This window comes from Streptomyces sp. NPDC096311 (genome assembly GCF_044763085.1).
Classification (GTDB): Bacteria; Actinomycetota; Actinomycetes; order Streptomycetales; family Streptomycetaceae; genus Streptomyces.
In genome coordinates, this window is the sequence record NZ_JBIWFN010000001.1 from 303,057 (window position 1) to 317,966 (window position 14,910).

Annotated in this window: 13 protein-coding genes; 5 read left to right on the forward strand and 8 right to left on the reverse strand. The window is 70.9% G+C overall.

Translation table 11 applies throughout. The annotated features are described in order from the left end of the window. Positions 1 to 11: 11 nt before the first annotated feature. Genes ACIRA5_RS01375 through ACIRA5_RS01385 form a run of 3 tightly spaced genes read left to right on the forward strand, consistent with a single transcriptional unit; the run spans position 12 to position 3,393 of the window. Positions 12 to 380, forward strand: a complete 369-nt coding sequence (locus ACIRA5_RS01375) for a hypothetical protein (RefSeq protein WP_403686133.1) — start codon at positions 12 to 14, stop codon at positions 378 to 380. A gap of 24 nt (positions 381 to 404) precedes the next feature. After that, the gene (locus ACIRA5_RS01380; RefSeq protein ID WP_403686134.1) at positions 405 to 2,150 is read left to right on the forward strand and encodes a cation acetate symporter; all 1,746 of its coding nucleotides are present in this window, start codon (positions 405 to 407) and stop codon (positions 2,148 to 2,150) included. A 28-nt stretch (positions 2,151 to 2,178) separates the two neighbouring features. Continuing rightward, positions 2,179 to 3,393 carry a sensor histidine kinase gene (locus tag ACIRA5_RS01385; RefSeq protein WP_403686135.1) on the forward strand — a complete coding sequence of 405 codons (1,215 nt, stop codon included), beginning with the start codon at positions 2,179 to 2,181 and terminating at the stop codon, positions 3,391 to 3,393. 17 nt (positions 3,394 to 3,410) lie between these two features. On the opposite strand, the gene ACIRA5_RS01390 is transcribed toward ACIRA5_RS01385, so the two are convergent. The 7 genes from ACIRA5_RS01390 to ACIRA5_RS01420 form a co-directional block, all read right to left on the reverse strand. Beyond that, positions 3,411 to 3,569 (reverse strand): hypothetical protein, encoded by a 159-nt coding sequence (locus tag ACIRA5_RS01390; protein WP_352046719.1) that lies wholly within the window; start codon positions 3,567 to 3,569, stop codon positions 3,411 to 3,413. Between the two features lie 95 nt (positions 3,570 to 3,664). Continuing rightward, positions 3,665 to 5,839 carry a serine/threonine-protein kinase gene (locus ACIRA5_RS01395; RefSeq protein ID WP_403686136.1) on the reverse strand — a complete coding sequence of 725 codons (2,175 nt, stop codon included), beginning with the start codon at positions 5,837 to 5,839 and terminating at the stop codon, positions 3,665 to 3,667. A gap of 36 nt (positions 5,840 to 5,875) precedes the next feature. Then, positions 5,876 to 7,384 (reverse strand): DUF6777 domain-containing protein, encoded by a 1,509-nt coding sequence (locus ACIRA5_RS01400; protein ID WP_403686138.1) that lies wholly within the window; start codon positions 7,382 to 7,384, stop codon positions 5,876 to 5,878. A 212-nt stretch (positions 7,385 to 7,596) separates the two neighbouring features. Continuing rightward, on the reverse strand, positions 7,597 to 8,550 hold the full coding sequence (locus ACIRA5_RS01405) for a cytochrome c oxidase assembly protein (protein WP_403686140.1): 954 nt from the start codon (positions 8,548 to 8,550) through the stop codon (positions 7,597 to 7,599). Positions 8,551 to 8,731: 181 nt separating this feature from the next. Then, a complete protein-coding gene (locus ACIRA5_RS01410; protein ID WP_054228956.1) occupies positions 8,732 to 9,757 on the reverse strand; it encodes a 6-phosphofructokinase in 1,026 nt (341 codons plus the stop codon). Positions 9,758 to 10,015: 258 nt separating this feature from the next. Beyond that, on the reverse strand, positions 10,016 to 10,744 hold the full coding sequence (locus tag ACIRA5_RS01415; RefSeq protein WP_352046723.1) for a glutamine amidotransferase: 729 nt from the start codon (positions 10,742 to 10,744) through the stop codon (positions 10,016 to 10,018). Between the two features lie 22 nt (positions 10,745 to 10,766). Beyond that, positions 10,767 to 12,005, reverse strand: a complete 1,239-nt coding sequence (locus tag ACIRA5_RS01420) for a MurT ligase domain-containing protein (protein ID WP_054228954.1) — start codon at positions 12,003 to 12,005, stop codon at positions 10,767 to 10,769. A gap of 154 nt (positions 12,006 to 12,159) precedes the next feature. Between ACIRA5_RS01420 and def the strand changes: the two genes are divergently transcribed. Further along, on the forward strand, positions 12,160 to 12,699 hold the full coding sequence (def, locus tag ACIRA5_RS01425; protein ID WP_403686141.1) for a peptide deformylase: 540 nt from the start codon (positions 12,160 to 12,162) through the stop codon (positions 12,697 to 12,699). 144 nt (positions 12,700 to 12,843) lie between these two features. On the opposite strand, the gene ACIRA5_RS01430 is transcribed toward def, so the two are convergent. Continuing rightward, positions 12,844 to 13,488, reverse strand: a complete 645-nt coding sequence (locus ACIRA5_RS01430; RefSeq protein WP_054228952.1) for a TetR family transcriptional regulator — start codon at positions 13,486 to 13,488, stop codon at positions 12,844 to 12,846. Between the two features lie 169 nt (positions 13,489 to 13,657). On the opposite strand from ACIRA5_RS01430, the gene ACIRA5_RS01435 reads away from it, so the two are divergent. Further along, positions 13,658 to 14,887 carry an acyl-CoA dehydrogenase family protein gene (locus ACIRA5_RS01435; protein WP_403686143.1) on the forward strand — a complete coding sequence of 410 codons (1,230 nt, stop codon included), beginning with the start codon at positions 13,658 to 13,660 and terminating at the stop codon, positions 14,885 to 14,887. Positions 14,888 to 14,910 lie beyond the last annotated feature (23 nt).

Below are 14,910 nucleotides of genomic sequence, written 5' to 3' on the forward strand. Positions count from 1 at the left end.
GGGGAAGCGGCGTGCCGCAGGACCCGACCGAACGCCGGGTGGTCGTCACCGGGGTGCCCCGGCGCACCCGGCGCACCCGCCGCACCTCCGGTTACTACCGGCCCAGGACCGAGATCGACGAACAGACCACGCTCGGCCACACCTACGTCCGCTCCCTGATGCGCAGTCAACTCCGCACCGCACTGGTGGTGTTCGCCGTCCTGGTCCTGCTGGTCGGGCCACTGCCCCTGGTCTTCGCCGCGATGCCGGACGGCGCGAGCCCGGAGTGGGCCGTGCTCGGCTTCTGCGTCTACCCACCCCTGGTCCTGCTCGCCCGCTGGTACGTGCGGCGCGTGGAGCGCAACGAGAAGGACTTCGTGCGCCTGGTCGAGGACCGCTGAGCCGAGAACGAGGACCGCCGAGCCGTGAATCAGAACTACGCCGTCCCCGCCGTCGCCCTCGTCGTCGTGGCGACCGTCCTGGTCGGCGCGTTCGGCTTGCGCATCTCCCGGACCACCTCCGACTTCTACGTCGCCTCACGCACCGTGGGCCCCCGGCTCAACGCGGCCGCGATCAGCGGCGAGTACCTCTCCGCCGCCTCCTTCCTCGGCATCGCGGGCCTCGTCCTCGTCCAGGGCCCCGACATGCTCTGGTACCCCGTCGGCTACACGGCCGGTTATCTCGTGCTGCTCCTGTTCGTCGCGGCCCCGCTGCGCCGCTCCGGCGCGTACACCCTGCCCGACTTCGCGGAGGCACGCCTCGGCTCACCGGCCGTGCGACGCCTCGCCGGTGCCTTCGTGGTCGGGGTCGGCTGGCTGTATCTGATGCCCCAACTGCAGGGTGCCGGGCTGACGTTGGCCGTCCTGACCGATGCGCCCGACTGGTTCGGCGGGGTGCTCGTCGCGGTCGTCGTGGTCGCCACCGTCGCCGCCGGAGGCATGCGCAGCATCACCTTCGTGCAGGCCTTCCAGTACTGGCTCAAGCTCACCGCCCTGCTGGTCCCCGCACTCTTCCTGGTCCTCGCCTGGCAGGCCGACGGCGCCCCGCGCCAGGCCTTCACCGAACCCGCGACCTTCCGCGAGCAGCGCGTCGTCCGCATCGACGCCGGTCTCGACCTGAGGCTCTCGGCCCCGCTCGGCGTCACGGCCACCGGCAAGGTCGACGGCCACCGCTACGACGGCGAGCGGCTGCGACTCCCCGCGGGCGTCCACCACATCGAGCGCGGCACCCGGCTGACCTTCGCCAAGGGCGACCCCGTCCCGGCCGCCGACCGGGGCAGCAACGGCGGCATGTCGACCTCGCTCGCTGCGGGCCGCGAGGAACGCCCGCTGTACGCCACGTACGGACTGATCCTCGCCACCTTCCTCGGCACGATGGGACTCCCGCACGTCGTCGTCCGCTTCTACACCAGCCCGCACGGCGTCGCGGCCCGCCGCACCACGGTCGCCGTCCTCGGCCTGATCGGCGCGTTCTACCTGCTGCCGCCCGTCTACGGGGCACTCGGCCGCCTGTACGCCCCCGAACTGAGCCTCACCGGGAACGCCGACGCCGCCGTCCTGCTGCTGCCCGACCGCGTGATCGGCGGGCTCGGCGCGGATCTCCTGGGCGCGCTGGTGGCGGGCGGGGCCTTCGCGGCGTTCCTGTCGACCGCGTCCGGACTGACCATGGCGGTGGCCGGGGTGCTCACCCAGGACGTGCTGCCCTCGCGCGGCGTACGCCACTTCCGGCTGGGCACCGTACTCGCCATGGTGGTACCCCTCGCGGCGAGCGTGATCGTCGGCGGACTGCCCGTCGCCGACGCCGTCGGACTCGCCTTCGCCGTGTCCGCGTCCTCCTTCTGCCCGCTGCTCGTCCTCGGCATCTGGTGGCGGCGGCTGACCCCGCCGGGCGCGGGCGCCGGAATGCTCGTCGGCGGCGGCGGCGCCTTCGTCGCCGTCGCCGCGACCATGGCGGGCTATCCGGGCTCGGGCGCGCTGCACGCACTGCTCGCCTGGCCCGCGCTCTGGTCGGTGCCGCTCGGGTTCCTCACCATGATCCTGGTGTCGCTGGCCACGGCCGGACGGGTGCCGGCCGGGACGGCGGCGATCCTGGCCCGGTTCCACCTGCCGGAAGAACTGGCCGGAGGAGACAGGCGCGCGGACGCCGACGCACGCGGGGAGGCCAAGGCATGAGCGAATCATCGAGCGGGGCGATGACGGCATGAGCGGATTCCTGGCGGGCCTCTGCGTCGCCGTGCTCCCGCTGCTCGCCGCCGGGTTCTGGCTCGGCAGGCGTACCGCGCGGCCCGAGAACCTCGGCGGCCTCGGCACCCCCGTCGAACACGCCACCTTCGAGACCCTGCACACCGCCTCGCTGGCCGCGCCCCCACTGCGCGCGGGCCTCACCGGCGAGACCGCCCGCAAGTCCGCCCGACGACTGCGCACCCTGCTCGGCACGGACGCCCTGTGCCTCACCGACCAGGACACCGTCCTCGCCTGGGACGGCCTGGGGGAGCACCACCGCACCGAGATCATGGAACGGCTCGGCAGCCCACTGGAGACCGGCCGCGGCGAGGCCTTCCGGCTGAAGTGCGACGAGCCCGACTGCTCCCTGCGCTGGGCCGTCGTCGCACCGCTCACCGTCGACGACCGCGTCCACGGAGCGCTCGTCGCCTGCGCGCCCCGCGAGTCCGCCGTCCTCGTCCGGGCCGCGGGTGAGGTCGCCCGCTGGGTCTCCGTGCAACTGGAACTCGCCGACCTCGACCAGTCCCGCACCCGTCTCATCGAGGCCGAGATCAAGGCCCTGCGCGCCCAGATCTCCCCGCACTTCATCTTCAACTCGCTCGCGGTGATCGCCTCGTTCGTCCGCACCGACCCCGAGCGTGCCCGCGAACTGCTCCTGGAATTCGCCGACTTCACGCGCTACTCGTTCCGCAGACACGGCGACTTCACCACCCTCGCCGACGAACTGCACGCCATCGACCACTACTTGGCACTGGTCAGAGCCCGCTTCGGCGACCGCCTCTCGGTCACCCTGCAGATCGCCCCCGAGGTGCTGCCGGTCGCGCTGCCCTTCCTCTGTCTCCAGCCCCTCGTGGAGAACGCCGTCAAACACGGACTGGAGGGCAAGGCGGACAAGTCGAACAAGAGCCACATCAGCATCACCGCCCAGGACGCGGGCGCCGAGGCGCTGGTCGTGATCGAGGACAACGGCACCGGAATGGACCCCGACCGGCTGCGCCGCATCCTCGCCGGGGAGGTGAGCCCGTCGGGCGGCATCGGACTGTCCAACGTCGACGACCGGCTCCGCCAGGTGTACGGGGACGAGTACGGCCTCGTCATCGAGACCGCGGTGGGAGCGGGCATGAAGATCACCGCCCGGCTGCCCAAGTACCAGCCGGGGGTGCACTCGGCGGGACCGCTGCCCAGGCAGTGACAGTGACCAGCGCGCGGTCAGGCGTTGCGCGAGGCGACCATGCCGACCGTGAGCAGACCGAGCACCACCCAGCCGAACCACAGCCAGCCGTTGCTGCCGAGCGCCACCGTGTAGGCCGTCACCATGACGAGTCCGCCGACGGTGAGCACCCCCATCGCCTTCGTCGAACCGGGCATCGCAGTACACCCTTCTCCCGGCGGGGTCCGCGACGCGGGCCGTGGCCTGCGCCCATTTTCACCCGAACGGGCGTGGTTCGCCAGGGCCGGGTGTGCTACTCGCCTCCGTGCATGAGGGCCTTGTCCAGACGCTCGATGCTGCAGACCACCAGGTAGTACCCCTTCCTCCACAGTCCTGTGCTGCGCAGGCCATGACTCACATAGGTGTCGGCGGGATAGCCGCGTTGCTGTGGCGGGGCGTCGGCCGCGCATTGCGCGTCCGCCTCAGCATCGGGCTTCTTGCCGGGTGTGAGGGTGGTGAGGTGCGTGATCCGGAAGACCAGGCCCGCATGGTCCTGGTCGCAGGAGACGAGCTCGTAGTGGGTGTATTCGCTCGCGTCCCCGCGGGCATGGCCGAGGCAGTCGTCCTGCTGCATCTGGGTCGCGTCCTCGAATGCCATCCCGTACGGGCGGAGGCCGCCGAGCCTGCCGTACACCGGACCGTGCCTCCCGACCAGCAGGCATGCGACGTTGCCGCCGGTGGCGTCGAAGCCCTCGCGGGTGGGCACCACGGCCAGGCTCTGGACATGCCAGGCGAGTTTGTCGGCGGTCGCCTTCGTCCGCTCCGCGCACTGGTCCGGTCCGTCGCTGCCGGCCTCCTCGAAGGAGCGGGCCTTGTACAGCTCCATCACCTGCCCGTCGGGGCGCAGCGCTCCGCAGCTCGGATCCAGTTGCAGACGCGGGGTGCCCGAGGACGGTGCGGGGGACGGGTCGCTCAGTACGCAGTCGCCCTTCTTGAGCGGTGCGGAGAGTCCGACCTGGGCGCCGTACGGGGCCATGGGCGTCCGCGTTCCGCCGTACCGGGCCATACCCCAGATCACTCCCGCCGTCAGCGACAGCGCGAGGAGCAGTGCCGCGGTCACCTGCAGGAGCACCGTCCGCTTGCGGCGCCCCCCGCCGGGCTCCGGGGCGGGTGCGGCAGGGCCCGGGTAACTGGGCGGACCGAAACCGGCACCGGACCGCGGGGGGTGCGGGGTCGGCGGACCGAAGCCCTGGCCCGGGCTCGGCGCGTACGCGGTCGGGGCACCGGCACGGGTGCCGGCCGCCTGTGCCACGGGTGTGTACGCCGCGTGGTGCGCCGGCGCGGGAGAGGCCTGGGCCGTGGGGACGTACGAACCCGGCGCCGCGAAACCCTGGTCCTGGGCCGGCCCCTGATCCTGGGACAGCCCCTGGTCCCGGGCCAGTCCCTGGTCCCGGGCGGGGGACGGGCTCTGGTCGTGTGCGGGCGGCGCGTACTCGTGGTCCCTGTACGGGCCGCCCGGGGTCCGGCCCGGTGGCGCCGGACCGCCGGGCCCGTCGGAGGTGACGAGCCCCGCCCACGCGGGCTGCGAGCCGGTGTCGACCTGGGTCGGCGGATGGGGCTCGGGCAGGATGATCCGGGCCAGGGCCGCCGCCGTCCGCTCCGCGGAGATCCGCAGGCCGGGGTCCTTGACCAGCAGCGCGTCGATGATCGGCCCCAGCGCACCGGCCCGAGGGGACGGCGGCGCCTCCTCCGAGACCACCGCGGCGAGCACCCCGAGGTGGCTGTCGCGGTCGAAGGGGCCGTGGCCCTCCACACCGAAGTACAGAGTGCAGCCCAGCGAGAACAGGTCGGACGCCGCGGTCGGCTGCCCGCCCTGCGCCCGTTCCGGTGCCAGATAGCCGGCCGTGCCGACGAGGACGGAGGTACGGGTCCAGCGGGTCTCGGGGGAGTCCGGCTGGACCGAGACGCCGTAGTCGGTGAGGAGGATGCGCGCGCCGGGGGTACCCGCGCGGTCCGGGGCGAGCAGGATGTTGGCCGGTTTGACGTCCCGGTGCATGATGCCGCGCTCGTGCCCGGCGGTCAGCGCGTCCAGCACCGCGAGGCCGACCCGGGCGCACTCGTCGGGGGCCAGCGGGCCGCGCCGGGCGAGCCACGCCCGCAGGTCCTCGGCGCCCGCCACGTACTCCATCACGATCCACGGCAGGCCGTCGTGCTCCAGGACGTCGTGGACCGTCACCACGTGCGGGTGGCCGCGCAGCACCGCCGCGTGCCGGGCCTCGGCGCGGGCGCGCGCGATGCGCGACTCGTGCTCCTCACTCCCTTCCCGGACATCGCGGAACCTGATCTCCTTGAGCGCCACGTCACAGTCGAGCCGCTGGTCGTGGGCGAGCCAGACGTGGCCCATCCCGCCGGAGCCGACCTGCTTCAGTAGCAGATACCGGCCGTCGATGATCCGACCCACTCCCGACTGCGCTGATCCTGCTGTCATCCGGTTGCCCCCGGGTTCTGCGTTGTCGTACGCGGGTCAGGCCGCGCTCTCGGTGGGCCCACCGGGCGCGGAGTCGCTCGTACCCGGGTCGACCGGGGCGGGCGGTGTGCTCGACACGGGCTCACTCGGCGGTGGCGCGCTGCTGACGGTGGGCCTGGTCGAGGTCGGTCGGTGCGAGGTCGGTTCGGTCGTCGGCACGGTCGGGGCAGTGGCCGTGGGGGTGATCGGGGCACTGCTCGCAGGTGAGCCGGTCGGAGCGGTGTGTGACGGGGAGGACGTCGTTCCGCCGCCCGTTCCGCCGCTCGTGTCCGTGGGGGTGTCCGTGGGCGTGGCGGGCTTCGTGGGGGAGGAGGTGCCCGTGTCCGTGGGGACACCCGATCCGGTGCCGCTGTCGGACGGCGAGGCACTGCCCGCCGACGCGCTGGCGGACGCGCCGCCGGACGAGGGGCCGGACGATCCCCCGGACGGGGTGGGCGGGGTCGTCCCGGGATCCGAGCCCGTTCCGTTCGTGCCGCCCGAGCCCGTTCCGTTCGTGCCGCCCGTGCTCGTGCCGGAATCCGACGGCGTGGTCGGACCACCGCCGCTCTCGGGCGGGCTGTCGGACGGCGCCGACAGGACGACCGACGTGCCCCAGGCGACCTGGCTGCCCTCGGTCGGCCGGGACGCCGTCACCTGGGCGTCGTCGGCCGGCAGGGTGTCACCGGAGTACGACATGCCCAGCCCCGCGTCGGTCAGCCGCCGGGTCGCCTCGGCGAAGGTCATGCCGGTGACCGGTGGCACGGCGTGCTTCTGCTGGGTGTCGAAGGACTTGTCCTGGCTGCCGTCGCTGCCCACCGGGCGGGCGATCCCCCGGTCGGGGTTGTGCACGTCGACGAGCTGGAGCTTGCGGATCTCCTGCGCTCCGGGCGGCGGCTCGACGAGCACGACGCGGTCCTGCCGGTAGTCGGCCCACTGCTTGTTGCCGTCCTTGAACCGCACGGCGGTCTTCGAGGCCTTTCCCTCGAAGGGGAGCAGCGGATTGCCGCAGGAGCACTTCACCGCGGGCAGTCCCTGTTGGTCGACCAGAATGGCGATTCCGGCCTGCAGCAGTGCGGCGTACGAAACCGCCTTGCCGTTCTTGTAGTCGTGATTCGTCACGAGAGTGTCGTGACGCAGTACGACGGGTGTGAGTTGATCGATATAACTCGGGATCTGATCGGTGCTTATATGCAGGACCCGCGCCCATTCCTGGGCCTTCGCCGAGTTCTTGGGGTCGGTGAGGAATTTCTTCAACTTCGCCACGGCGCAGGTGCCGGGTTTCGTGGTGCCGCCCCACACGCCGGTGTCGGTGTCGGTGCCTGTGCCTGTGCCTGTGCCGGGTGCGGTACCGGGGTCGGGCGCCGGTGAGCCGCTTCCGCCGCTGCCGTCAGGGGCCCCGCCGTACAGCCCGGGGCTGTTACTGGCCTGCACACCACCGCTGGGCCGGGCCTCGGGCAGATGGATGTCCGTGCCGAGCTGTCGGTCCTCCTTGAAGAAGGGGGAGACCGAGGAAACCCCCGCCGCCACGGCCCGCACTACGAACAACTGATCGGATTTGCTGCACCCGCTGACTATCAGTACCGAAACCAGCAGTAGAGCGAGCCTTCGGGCGGCGGAAATCCCCGCCCTCTGCATGGACGCACGAATTGACATGACCGCTCCCCCTGCGGTTTCCCCCGTTGTCCCCCCATGCTACTGAACCGAAAAGCCCTGCACGCAAGGTGAATTGCAAAGTTAATTCAGCGGCCGCGTGCGTTGAGTGAGGCCAGATAGGCGTTGTACGCCTCGAGTTCCTTGTCGCCGTCGCGGTCGGCGGCCCGGTCCGTGCGGCGGGCCTGCCGCTTCTCGGAGGCGTACCACTGGAAGAGCAGCGCGATCAACACGAGGACGGAGGGGATCTCGCTGAACGCCCAGGCGATGCCGCCCGCGGCGCTCTGGTCGGAGAGCGCGTCGATGCCGAGCGAGGCGGGCGGGTTCTTGTACGTCTCCACCATCGGCGCGGACGCCATCATCAGCGCGATACCGAAGAACGCGTGGAACGGCATGCCCGCGAACAGCTCCAGCATCCGCATCAGATAGCCCGGCCGGTGCGGTCCGGGGTCGACGCCCATGATCGGCCAGAAGAAGACCAGGCCGACGGCGAGGAAGTGGCACATCATCGCGATGTGCCCGGTCTTGGAGCCCATCAGGAAGTCGAAGATGGGGGAGAAGTACAGCGCGTACAGGCTCGCGATGAACAGCGGGATCGTGAACGCAGGATGCGTGATGATCCGCATGTAGCGGCTGTGCAGGAACATCAGCAGCAGTTCACGCGGACCCTTGTTGCCTCGCGTGGCGGCCACCGGCAGGGCGCGCAGCGCCAGTGTGATCGGCGCTCCGAGCAGGATCAGGATCGGCGAGAGCATGCTGATCACCATGTGCTGCACCATGTGCACGCTGAACATGACCATGCCGTAGTCGTTCAGCTTGGTGCACATCATGAGCATCACGGTCAGCACGCCGAGCACGAAGGCGATGGTCCGCCCGACCGACCACTTGTCACCGCGCCGCGCGAGCCGCACGACCCCCCAGCCGTACAGGCCGAGTCCCACCAGGCAGGCGACGAGGAAGAACGGGTCCGCGGACCACTCGAGCCCCCGCCCCAGCGTGAACGGCGGCAGATCCATGGTCATGCCGTGCCCGCTGTGATCCATCCGCCGGCTCCTGATTCGTACGTTGTGCGCTGTCTGTCCGAACCAGAGTAGGACTGACCCCTGCCCCAACGGTGACCGGGGTCAGCGCAGCGCCCCGTCAGCGGCGCGGGGCTGTGTCACTATGCGGCTCCGCCGCGTGGGCGCGACACGCCACGACGCTCCCGCAGCCGAGAACGAACCCTCAGAGCACGCACTCCGCCTCGGCGTACCGCTCCTCAGGAACCGTCTTCAGGCTCTCCACCGCCTCCGCGAGCGACACCATGACGATGTCCGTCCCCCGCAGCGCGGTCATCTTCCCGAAGTCGCCGCGATGCGCGGCCTCCACCGCATGCCAGCCGAACCGCGTGGCGAGCACGCGGTCGTACGCCGTCGGCGTCCCCCCGCGCTGGACGTGCCCGAGGATCACCGGCCGGGCCTCCTTGCCGAGGCGCTCCTCCAGCTCCAGGGAGAGCTGCCGGGCGATGCCGGCGAAGCGCTCGTGCCCGTAGACGTCCTTGCCGCCCTCGTCGAACTCCATGGTGCCCGGGCGAGGCTTCGCCCCCTCCGCGGCGACGACGATCGCGAACCGCTTGCCTGCCTCGAAGCGCTCGCCGACCCGCGCGGCCAACTCCTCGATGTCGAAGGGGCGTTCGGGGACGACGATGGCGTGCGCGCCCGCGGCCATGCCGGAGTGCAGGGCGATCCAGCCGGTGTGGCGGCCCATGACCTCCACGATCAGCACCCGCTGGTGGGACTCGGCCGTCGTCTTCAGCCGGTCCAGGGCCTCGGTCGCGACGCCGACGGCCGTGTCGAAGCCGAAGGTCACGTCCGTGACGGCGATGTCGTTGTCGATGGTCTTCGGCACGCCGACGATCGGCAGGCCGTTGTCCGAGAGCAGCCGGGCCGCCTTCAGCGTGCCCTCGCCGCCGATCGGGATGATCGCGTCGAGGCCGAGCTCCTCGACATGGCCCTTGGCCCGCTCCACGCCGTCACGCAGCTGCGCGGGCTGGACCCGGGAGGAGCCGAGGATCGTGCCGCCGCGAGCCAGGATGCCGCTCACCGCGTCGAGGTCGAGCTTCAGGTAGTCGCACTCCAGAAGCCCCTTCCAGCCGTCCCGGAAGCCGATGACCTCGTCGCCGTGGTCGACGACGGCGCGGTGCACGACGGACCGGATGACGGCGTTCAGGCCGGGGCAGTCGCCGCCGGACGTGAGGACACCAATGCGCATAGCCCGAAATACCTTCTCAATGTGGGCCGGGTACCGGACCACGCTGTCCGGCTGGAATCCCGGTCACCCTACCGGCGGGACGGGGTGGTGCCGTAGCGGGCGTCCGCCTGGTGGACGCGGCCGCACAAGTGAGCGGACACCCGGTCAGGCGGGCCCGACCTGGGTACACCGTGCCGGAAACGCCTAGGGCGCGCTTGAGGTATCCCTCGAGCGCGCCCTGTGGACATCCGTACCGTTTGTCCGTTGTTGGCCGACCGTTCAGGCGGGCTGCTGTGCCGCGGAGATGCGCTCGCCCCGGAGCGCCTCGTACCAGCGGTCGTCGATCGGTGGCAGCGCGTTCACGTCGAGTGCCAGCTTCAGCAGCAGGTCCGCGATCTGCGGGTTGCGGGCGAGCACGGGCCCGTGCATGTACGTGCCGAAGACCGTGTCGTTGTACGCGCCCTCGGTGCCGTCGCCGGTGCCGTTGCCCTTGCCGAGCCGCACCTGCGCGAACGGACGCGCCGTGGGGCCGAGGTGGGTGACGCCCTGGTGGTTCTCGAAGCCGGTCAGCTGCGGCAGGCCCAGGCGCGGGTCGATGTCTCCGAGTACGTCGCCGACGCAGCGCTCGCCCTCGCCGCGCGTCGAGACCACGTCGAGCAGGCCGAGGCCGGGCTCGCGCTGCCCGAGGTCGTTGATGAACTCGTGGCCGAGGATCTGGTAGCCGGCGCAGACCGAGAAGACGATCGCGCCGTTGCCCACCGCGCGGTGCAGACCGCCGTCACGGCGCAGACGCTCCGCGGCGAGCCGCTGCGGCCGGTCCTCGCCGCCGCCGATCAGATAGATGTCGCCGGAGGTCGGGATCGGCTGGTCGCTGCGGACGTCGAGACGGGCGACGTCGAGACCGCGCTGGCGGGCCCGGCGCTCCACGACGAGGGCGTTGCCCTGGTCGCCGTAGGTGCTCAGCAGGTCCGGGTAGATCCACACCAGGCGCAGGCTGTTGTCACTCATTCTCTTGGTCCTCCGTGGCTGCTCAGTTGCCGACACGACGCCTCAAATCCTGGAATGCGGTGTAGTTCGCGATGACCTCGATGCGACCGGGCGGGGCGAGCTGCACCGCCTGGTCGAGGTTCTCGCAGACCTGGAAGGACTGGTTGGCGACCTCGAGACGCACGGCGAGGTCGAGCTTGCGGTCGCCGAGCACGAAGATGGGGTGCCCGGTCAGACGGGTGTAGTCGACGTCCCACAGCCAGGAGGTGTCGGTACCGTCGGCGCCCCGCGCGTTCACGGACAGGATGACCGGGGTCGGCGGAGGGTCGATCAGGGAGAACGTCTCGAGCCAGCCCGCGGGGTTCTTGGCGAGCAGCAGACGCAGGTCGCGCTGCATGAACTGCACCACGTCGTAGCGTCCGGCGACCGCCTGCACCTGGTACATGCGCTCCAGGGCGACCTGCGGGGGCACTCCGAAGACCGCGGCGACGGCGGCCGACGAGGCGGCGTTCGCCTTGTTGGCCCGGCCGGGCAGCTGGAGGTGGATCGGCCACGCGGAGCCGTGCGGGTCGAGCACGTGGTCCCCGGACAGCGCCCAGGTCGGCGTCGGACGGCGGAAGCCGCAGTCGCCGCAGAACCAGTCGTCGCCGGGGCGCTGCATCACACCGCCGCAGGACGGGCAGGACCAGGCGTCGTCCTTCCACATCTGACCGGCCGCCACCCACATGACGTTCGGCGAGGAGGAAGCGGCCCACACGACGAGCGGGTCGTCGGCGTTGGCGACCACGACGGCCTTGGAACCGGCCAGGCCCTCGCGCCAGTGCTCGGCCATCATCCGGGTCTCGGCGGCCCGGTCGAGCTGGTCGCGGGAGAGGTTGAGCAGCGCGATGCACTTCGGGTCGGTGTCGCGGGCGACACCCGCGAGGTACTTCTCGTCGACCTCGATGACCGCGAACTTCGCGTCCGAACCCCCGGCGAGAGCCGAGGTGATACCGGCCGGCATGTTGGCGCCCAGCGCGTTGGACACGACCGGGCCCGCGGCGCGCAGCGCCTCCGCGATCAGCCGGGTCGTCGTGGTCTTGCCGTTGGTCGCCGACACCAGGATCACGTCCAGGTGGGTGGCGAGCCTGGCCAGCAGATCGGGGTCGAGCTTGAGTGCCACCCGGCCACCGATCACCGATCCGCTGCCGCGTCCGGCGGCCCGCGAGACGGCCGCCGCCGCCTTGCCCGCCGTCACGGCCAGCTTGGCCCGCGGCGTCAGCGGGTCCGAGTTGCCTGACATCGTTTCTCGATCCTCCTTGCGTACGCGCCGCGCCTCTGCCCCCGGCACCGTGTGGGCCTCAGCCTATCGAGATCCACTCACGTGCCCGAATCGCGGCACCTCCACGGTGCCCGCGCGACATTCGCGCGCCCATGAGGACCGTACCCTTGCCGCCATGCGACACGGCTCCATCCCCGGCACCCGAGGGCGCGTCCGGCCGGTGACTCTGCTCGGCGACCCCGTTCTGCACACACCGTGTGAAGACGTCACGGACTTCGGTCCCGAACTCGCCCTACTCGTCGAGGACATGTTCGCGACGATGTACGCCGCCCAGGGCGTCGGCCTCGCCGCGAACCAGGTCGGCGTCGCCTCGCGGGTCTTCGTGTACGACTGCCCGGACGACGAGGACGTCCGCCATCTGGGACACGTGGTGAACCCCCGTCTCGTCGAGGCGGACGGAGTGGTGCTGCGCGGGCCGGAGGGCTGTCTCTCCCTGCCCGGCCTGGAAGCGGGGACGGAGCGGTATGACCACGCCGTTGTCGAGGGTTTCACGGTGGACGGGGGGCCGGTGCTGGTCCATGGCACGGGGTGGTTCGCCCGGTGCCTCCAGCACGAGTACGACCACCTGGAGGGTGGTCTGTACGTGGACCGGCTGAGTGGGTGGCGCCGGCGCCGGGTGATGAGGCGGGCGGCGCGGGCGTCTTGGGGGCGCTGAGCATTGCGGGCCGGCTGCGGGTTGTTTTCGGCTGAGCGCGCAGTCCCCCGCGCCCCTGGAGCGGCGCCGACCTGAGCGCCCCGGTGTGAGGGGCGCGGGGAACTGCGCGACCAGCCACGAGCAACCCGCAGCCGACACCCGACCTCAGAACCCAGGACCCCCGACACGATCGCCGGCCGCGGCCAGCCGGCCCCACAGCAGGTCGGCCAGACTCCGTACCAACTCGGCCCGGGAGCAGGGCTGCTCACCGAGCCACCAGTCCCCGGCGGCATGCATCATGCCGACGATCCCGTGCCCCCACACCCGCGCCAGCTGCTGACTGCCCGGTCCGAGATCCACCCGTTCCTCGATGACCTCGGCCAACTCCTCGCCCATGCGGCGCAGCAGCGGCGCGGAGTGCTTGCCCAGGTCGAAGCCCTGATCGGCGGACGAGGCGCCCTCCGTGGGGTGCATCAGGAAGCGGTAGACCTGAGGGTGCGCCTCGATGGCCGCGAGATACGTGTCGAGCGTGGCCTCCACCCGCTCCCGGCGCTCCGCGGGCGCGTCCAGCGCGGCCCGCAGCGCTCCGAGGAGGGCGTCGGTGTGCCGCTTGGCCAGGGCCGCGTAAAGTCCACCCTTGTCGCCGAAGTGGCGGTACAGGATCGGCTTGGTGATGCCCGCCTCGGCGGCGATGGCGTTCATCGAGGCACCGGGGCCGTCGCGGAGCACCACTCTGTCGGCGGCCTCCAGCAGCTCGCGCCGGCGGCGGTCGGCGGACCTCTGCTGATCGGTCCGCTGTGTGGTGTCCATGATCTCTCCCCACCCGTGGTGATTCGGTGACGCCTGCGCAAAGTAACACTCATCGGCCCATGCGTATCGAACGGGCAGCCGAGCGGAACGTGGGAGTTGACTTTTACTACTGATCAGTAACAGACTCCAGTTACCGCAAGTAACGCTTTAGTGCAGTGCTGGAGGGGACATGGCCGAGTTCACCATGGAGCTCAACGACGAACAGAGGGAGGTCCGCGACTGGCTCCACGGGTTCGCCGCCGATGTGATCCGCCCCGCGGCCGCCGAGTGGGACGAGCGCGAGGAGACTCCCTGGCCGGTCATCCAGGAGGCCGCGAAGGTCGGCATCTACTCCCTGGACTTCTACGCACAGCAGTACTTCGACCCGACCGGTCTCGGCATACCCATGGCCATGGAGGAGCTGTTCTGGGGCGACGCGGGCATCGCCCTGTCGATCGTCGGCACCGGTCTCGCCGCCGTGGGCGTCCTCGCCAACGGCACCGAGGAACAGATCGGCACCTGGATCCCCCAGATGTACGGCGACGCGAACGATGTAAAGGTCGCCGCGTTCTGCTCCTCCGAGCCCGACGCCGGCTCCGACGTCGCCTCGATGCGCACGCGTGCCGTCTATGACGAGGCCAAGGACGAGTGGGTGCTCAACGGCACCAAGACCTGGGCGACCAACGGTGGCATCGCCAATGTCCATGTCGTCGTCGCGGTCGTCGACCCGGATCTCGGCTCCAAGGGGCACGCCTCCTTCATCGTGCCGCCGAACACGCCGGGCCTCTCCCAGGGCCAGAAGTTCAAGAAGCACGGCATTCGTGCCTCGCACACCGCCGAGGTGGTCCTCGACAACGTTCGCATCCCCGGTTCCTGCCTGCTCGGCGGCAAGGCGAAGCTGGACGAGCGCCTGGCCCGCGCCCGGGAGCGCGCCAAGGCGGGTGGCGGCGAGCGGGTGAAGAACGCCGCGATGGCCACGTTCGAGGCGTCGCGTCCGGCCGTCGGGGCCATGGCGGTGGGCACGGCCCGCGCCGCGTACGAGGTCGCCCTCGACTATGCGATGACGCGTGAGCAGTTCGGGCGTCCGATCATCGACAATCAGGGTGTCGCGTTCCAGCTCGCCGACATGCGTACGTCGGTCGATGCGGCGCGTCTGCTGGTCTGGCGCGCTTCGTGGATGGCGATCAACGGGAAGCCGTTCACCGCGGCCGAGGGGTCGATGTCCAAGTTGTTCGCCAGTGAGACGGCGAAGAAGGTCACCGGTCAGGCGATCCAGATCCTGGGTGGAAATGGCTACACCCGCGAGTATCCGGTGGAGCGGATGCATCGGGATGCGGCCATTTACACCATTTTCGAGGGTACGAGTGAGATCCAGCGGCTGGTGATCGCCCGGACGCTTTCCGGGATGCCGATTCGGTAGTCACCCTGCGCCCCCGAGAAGGG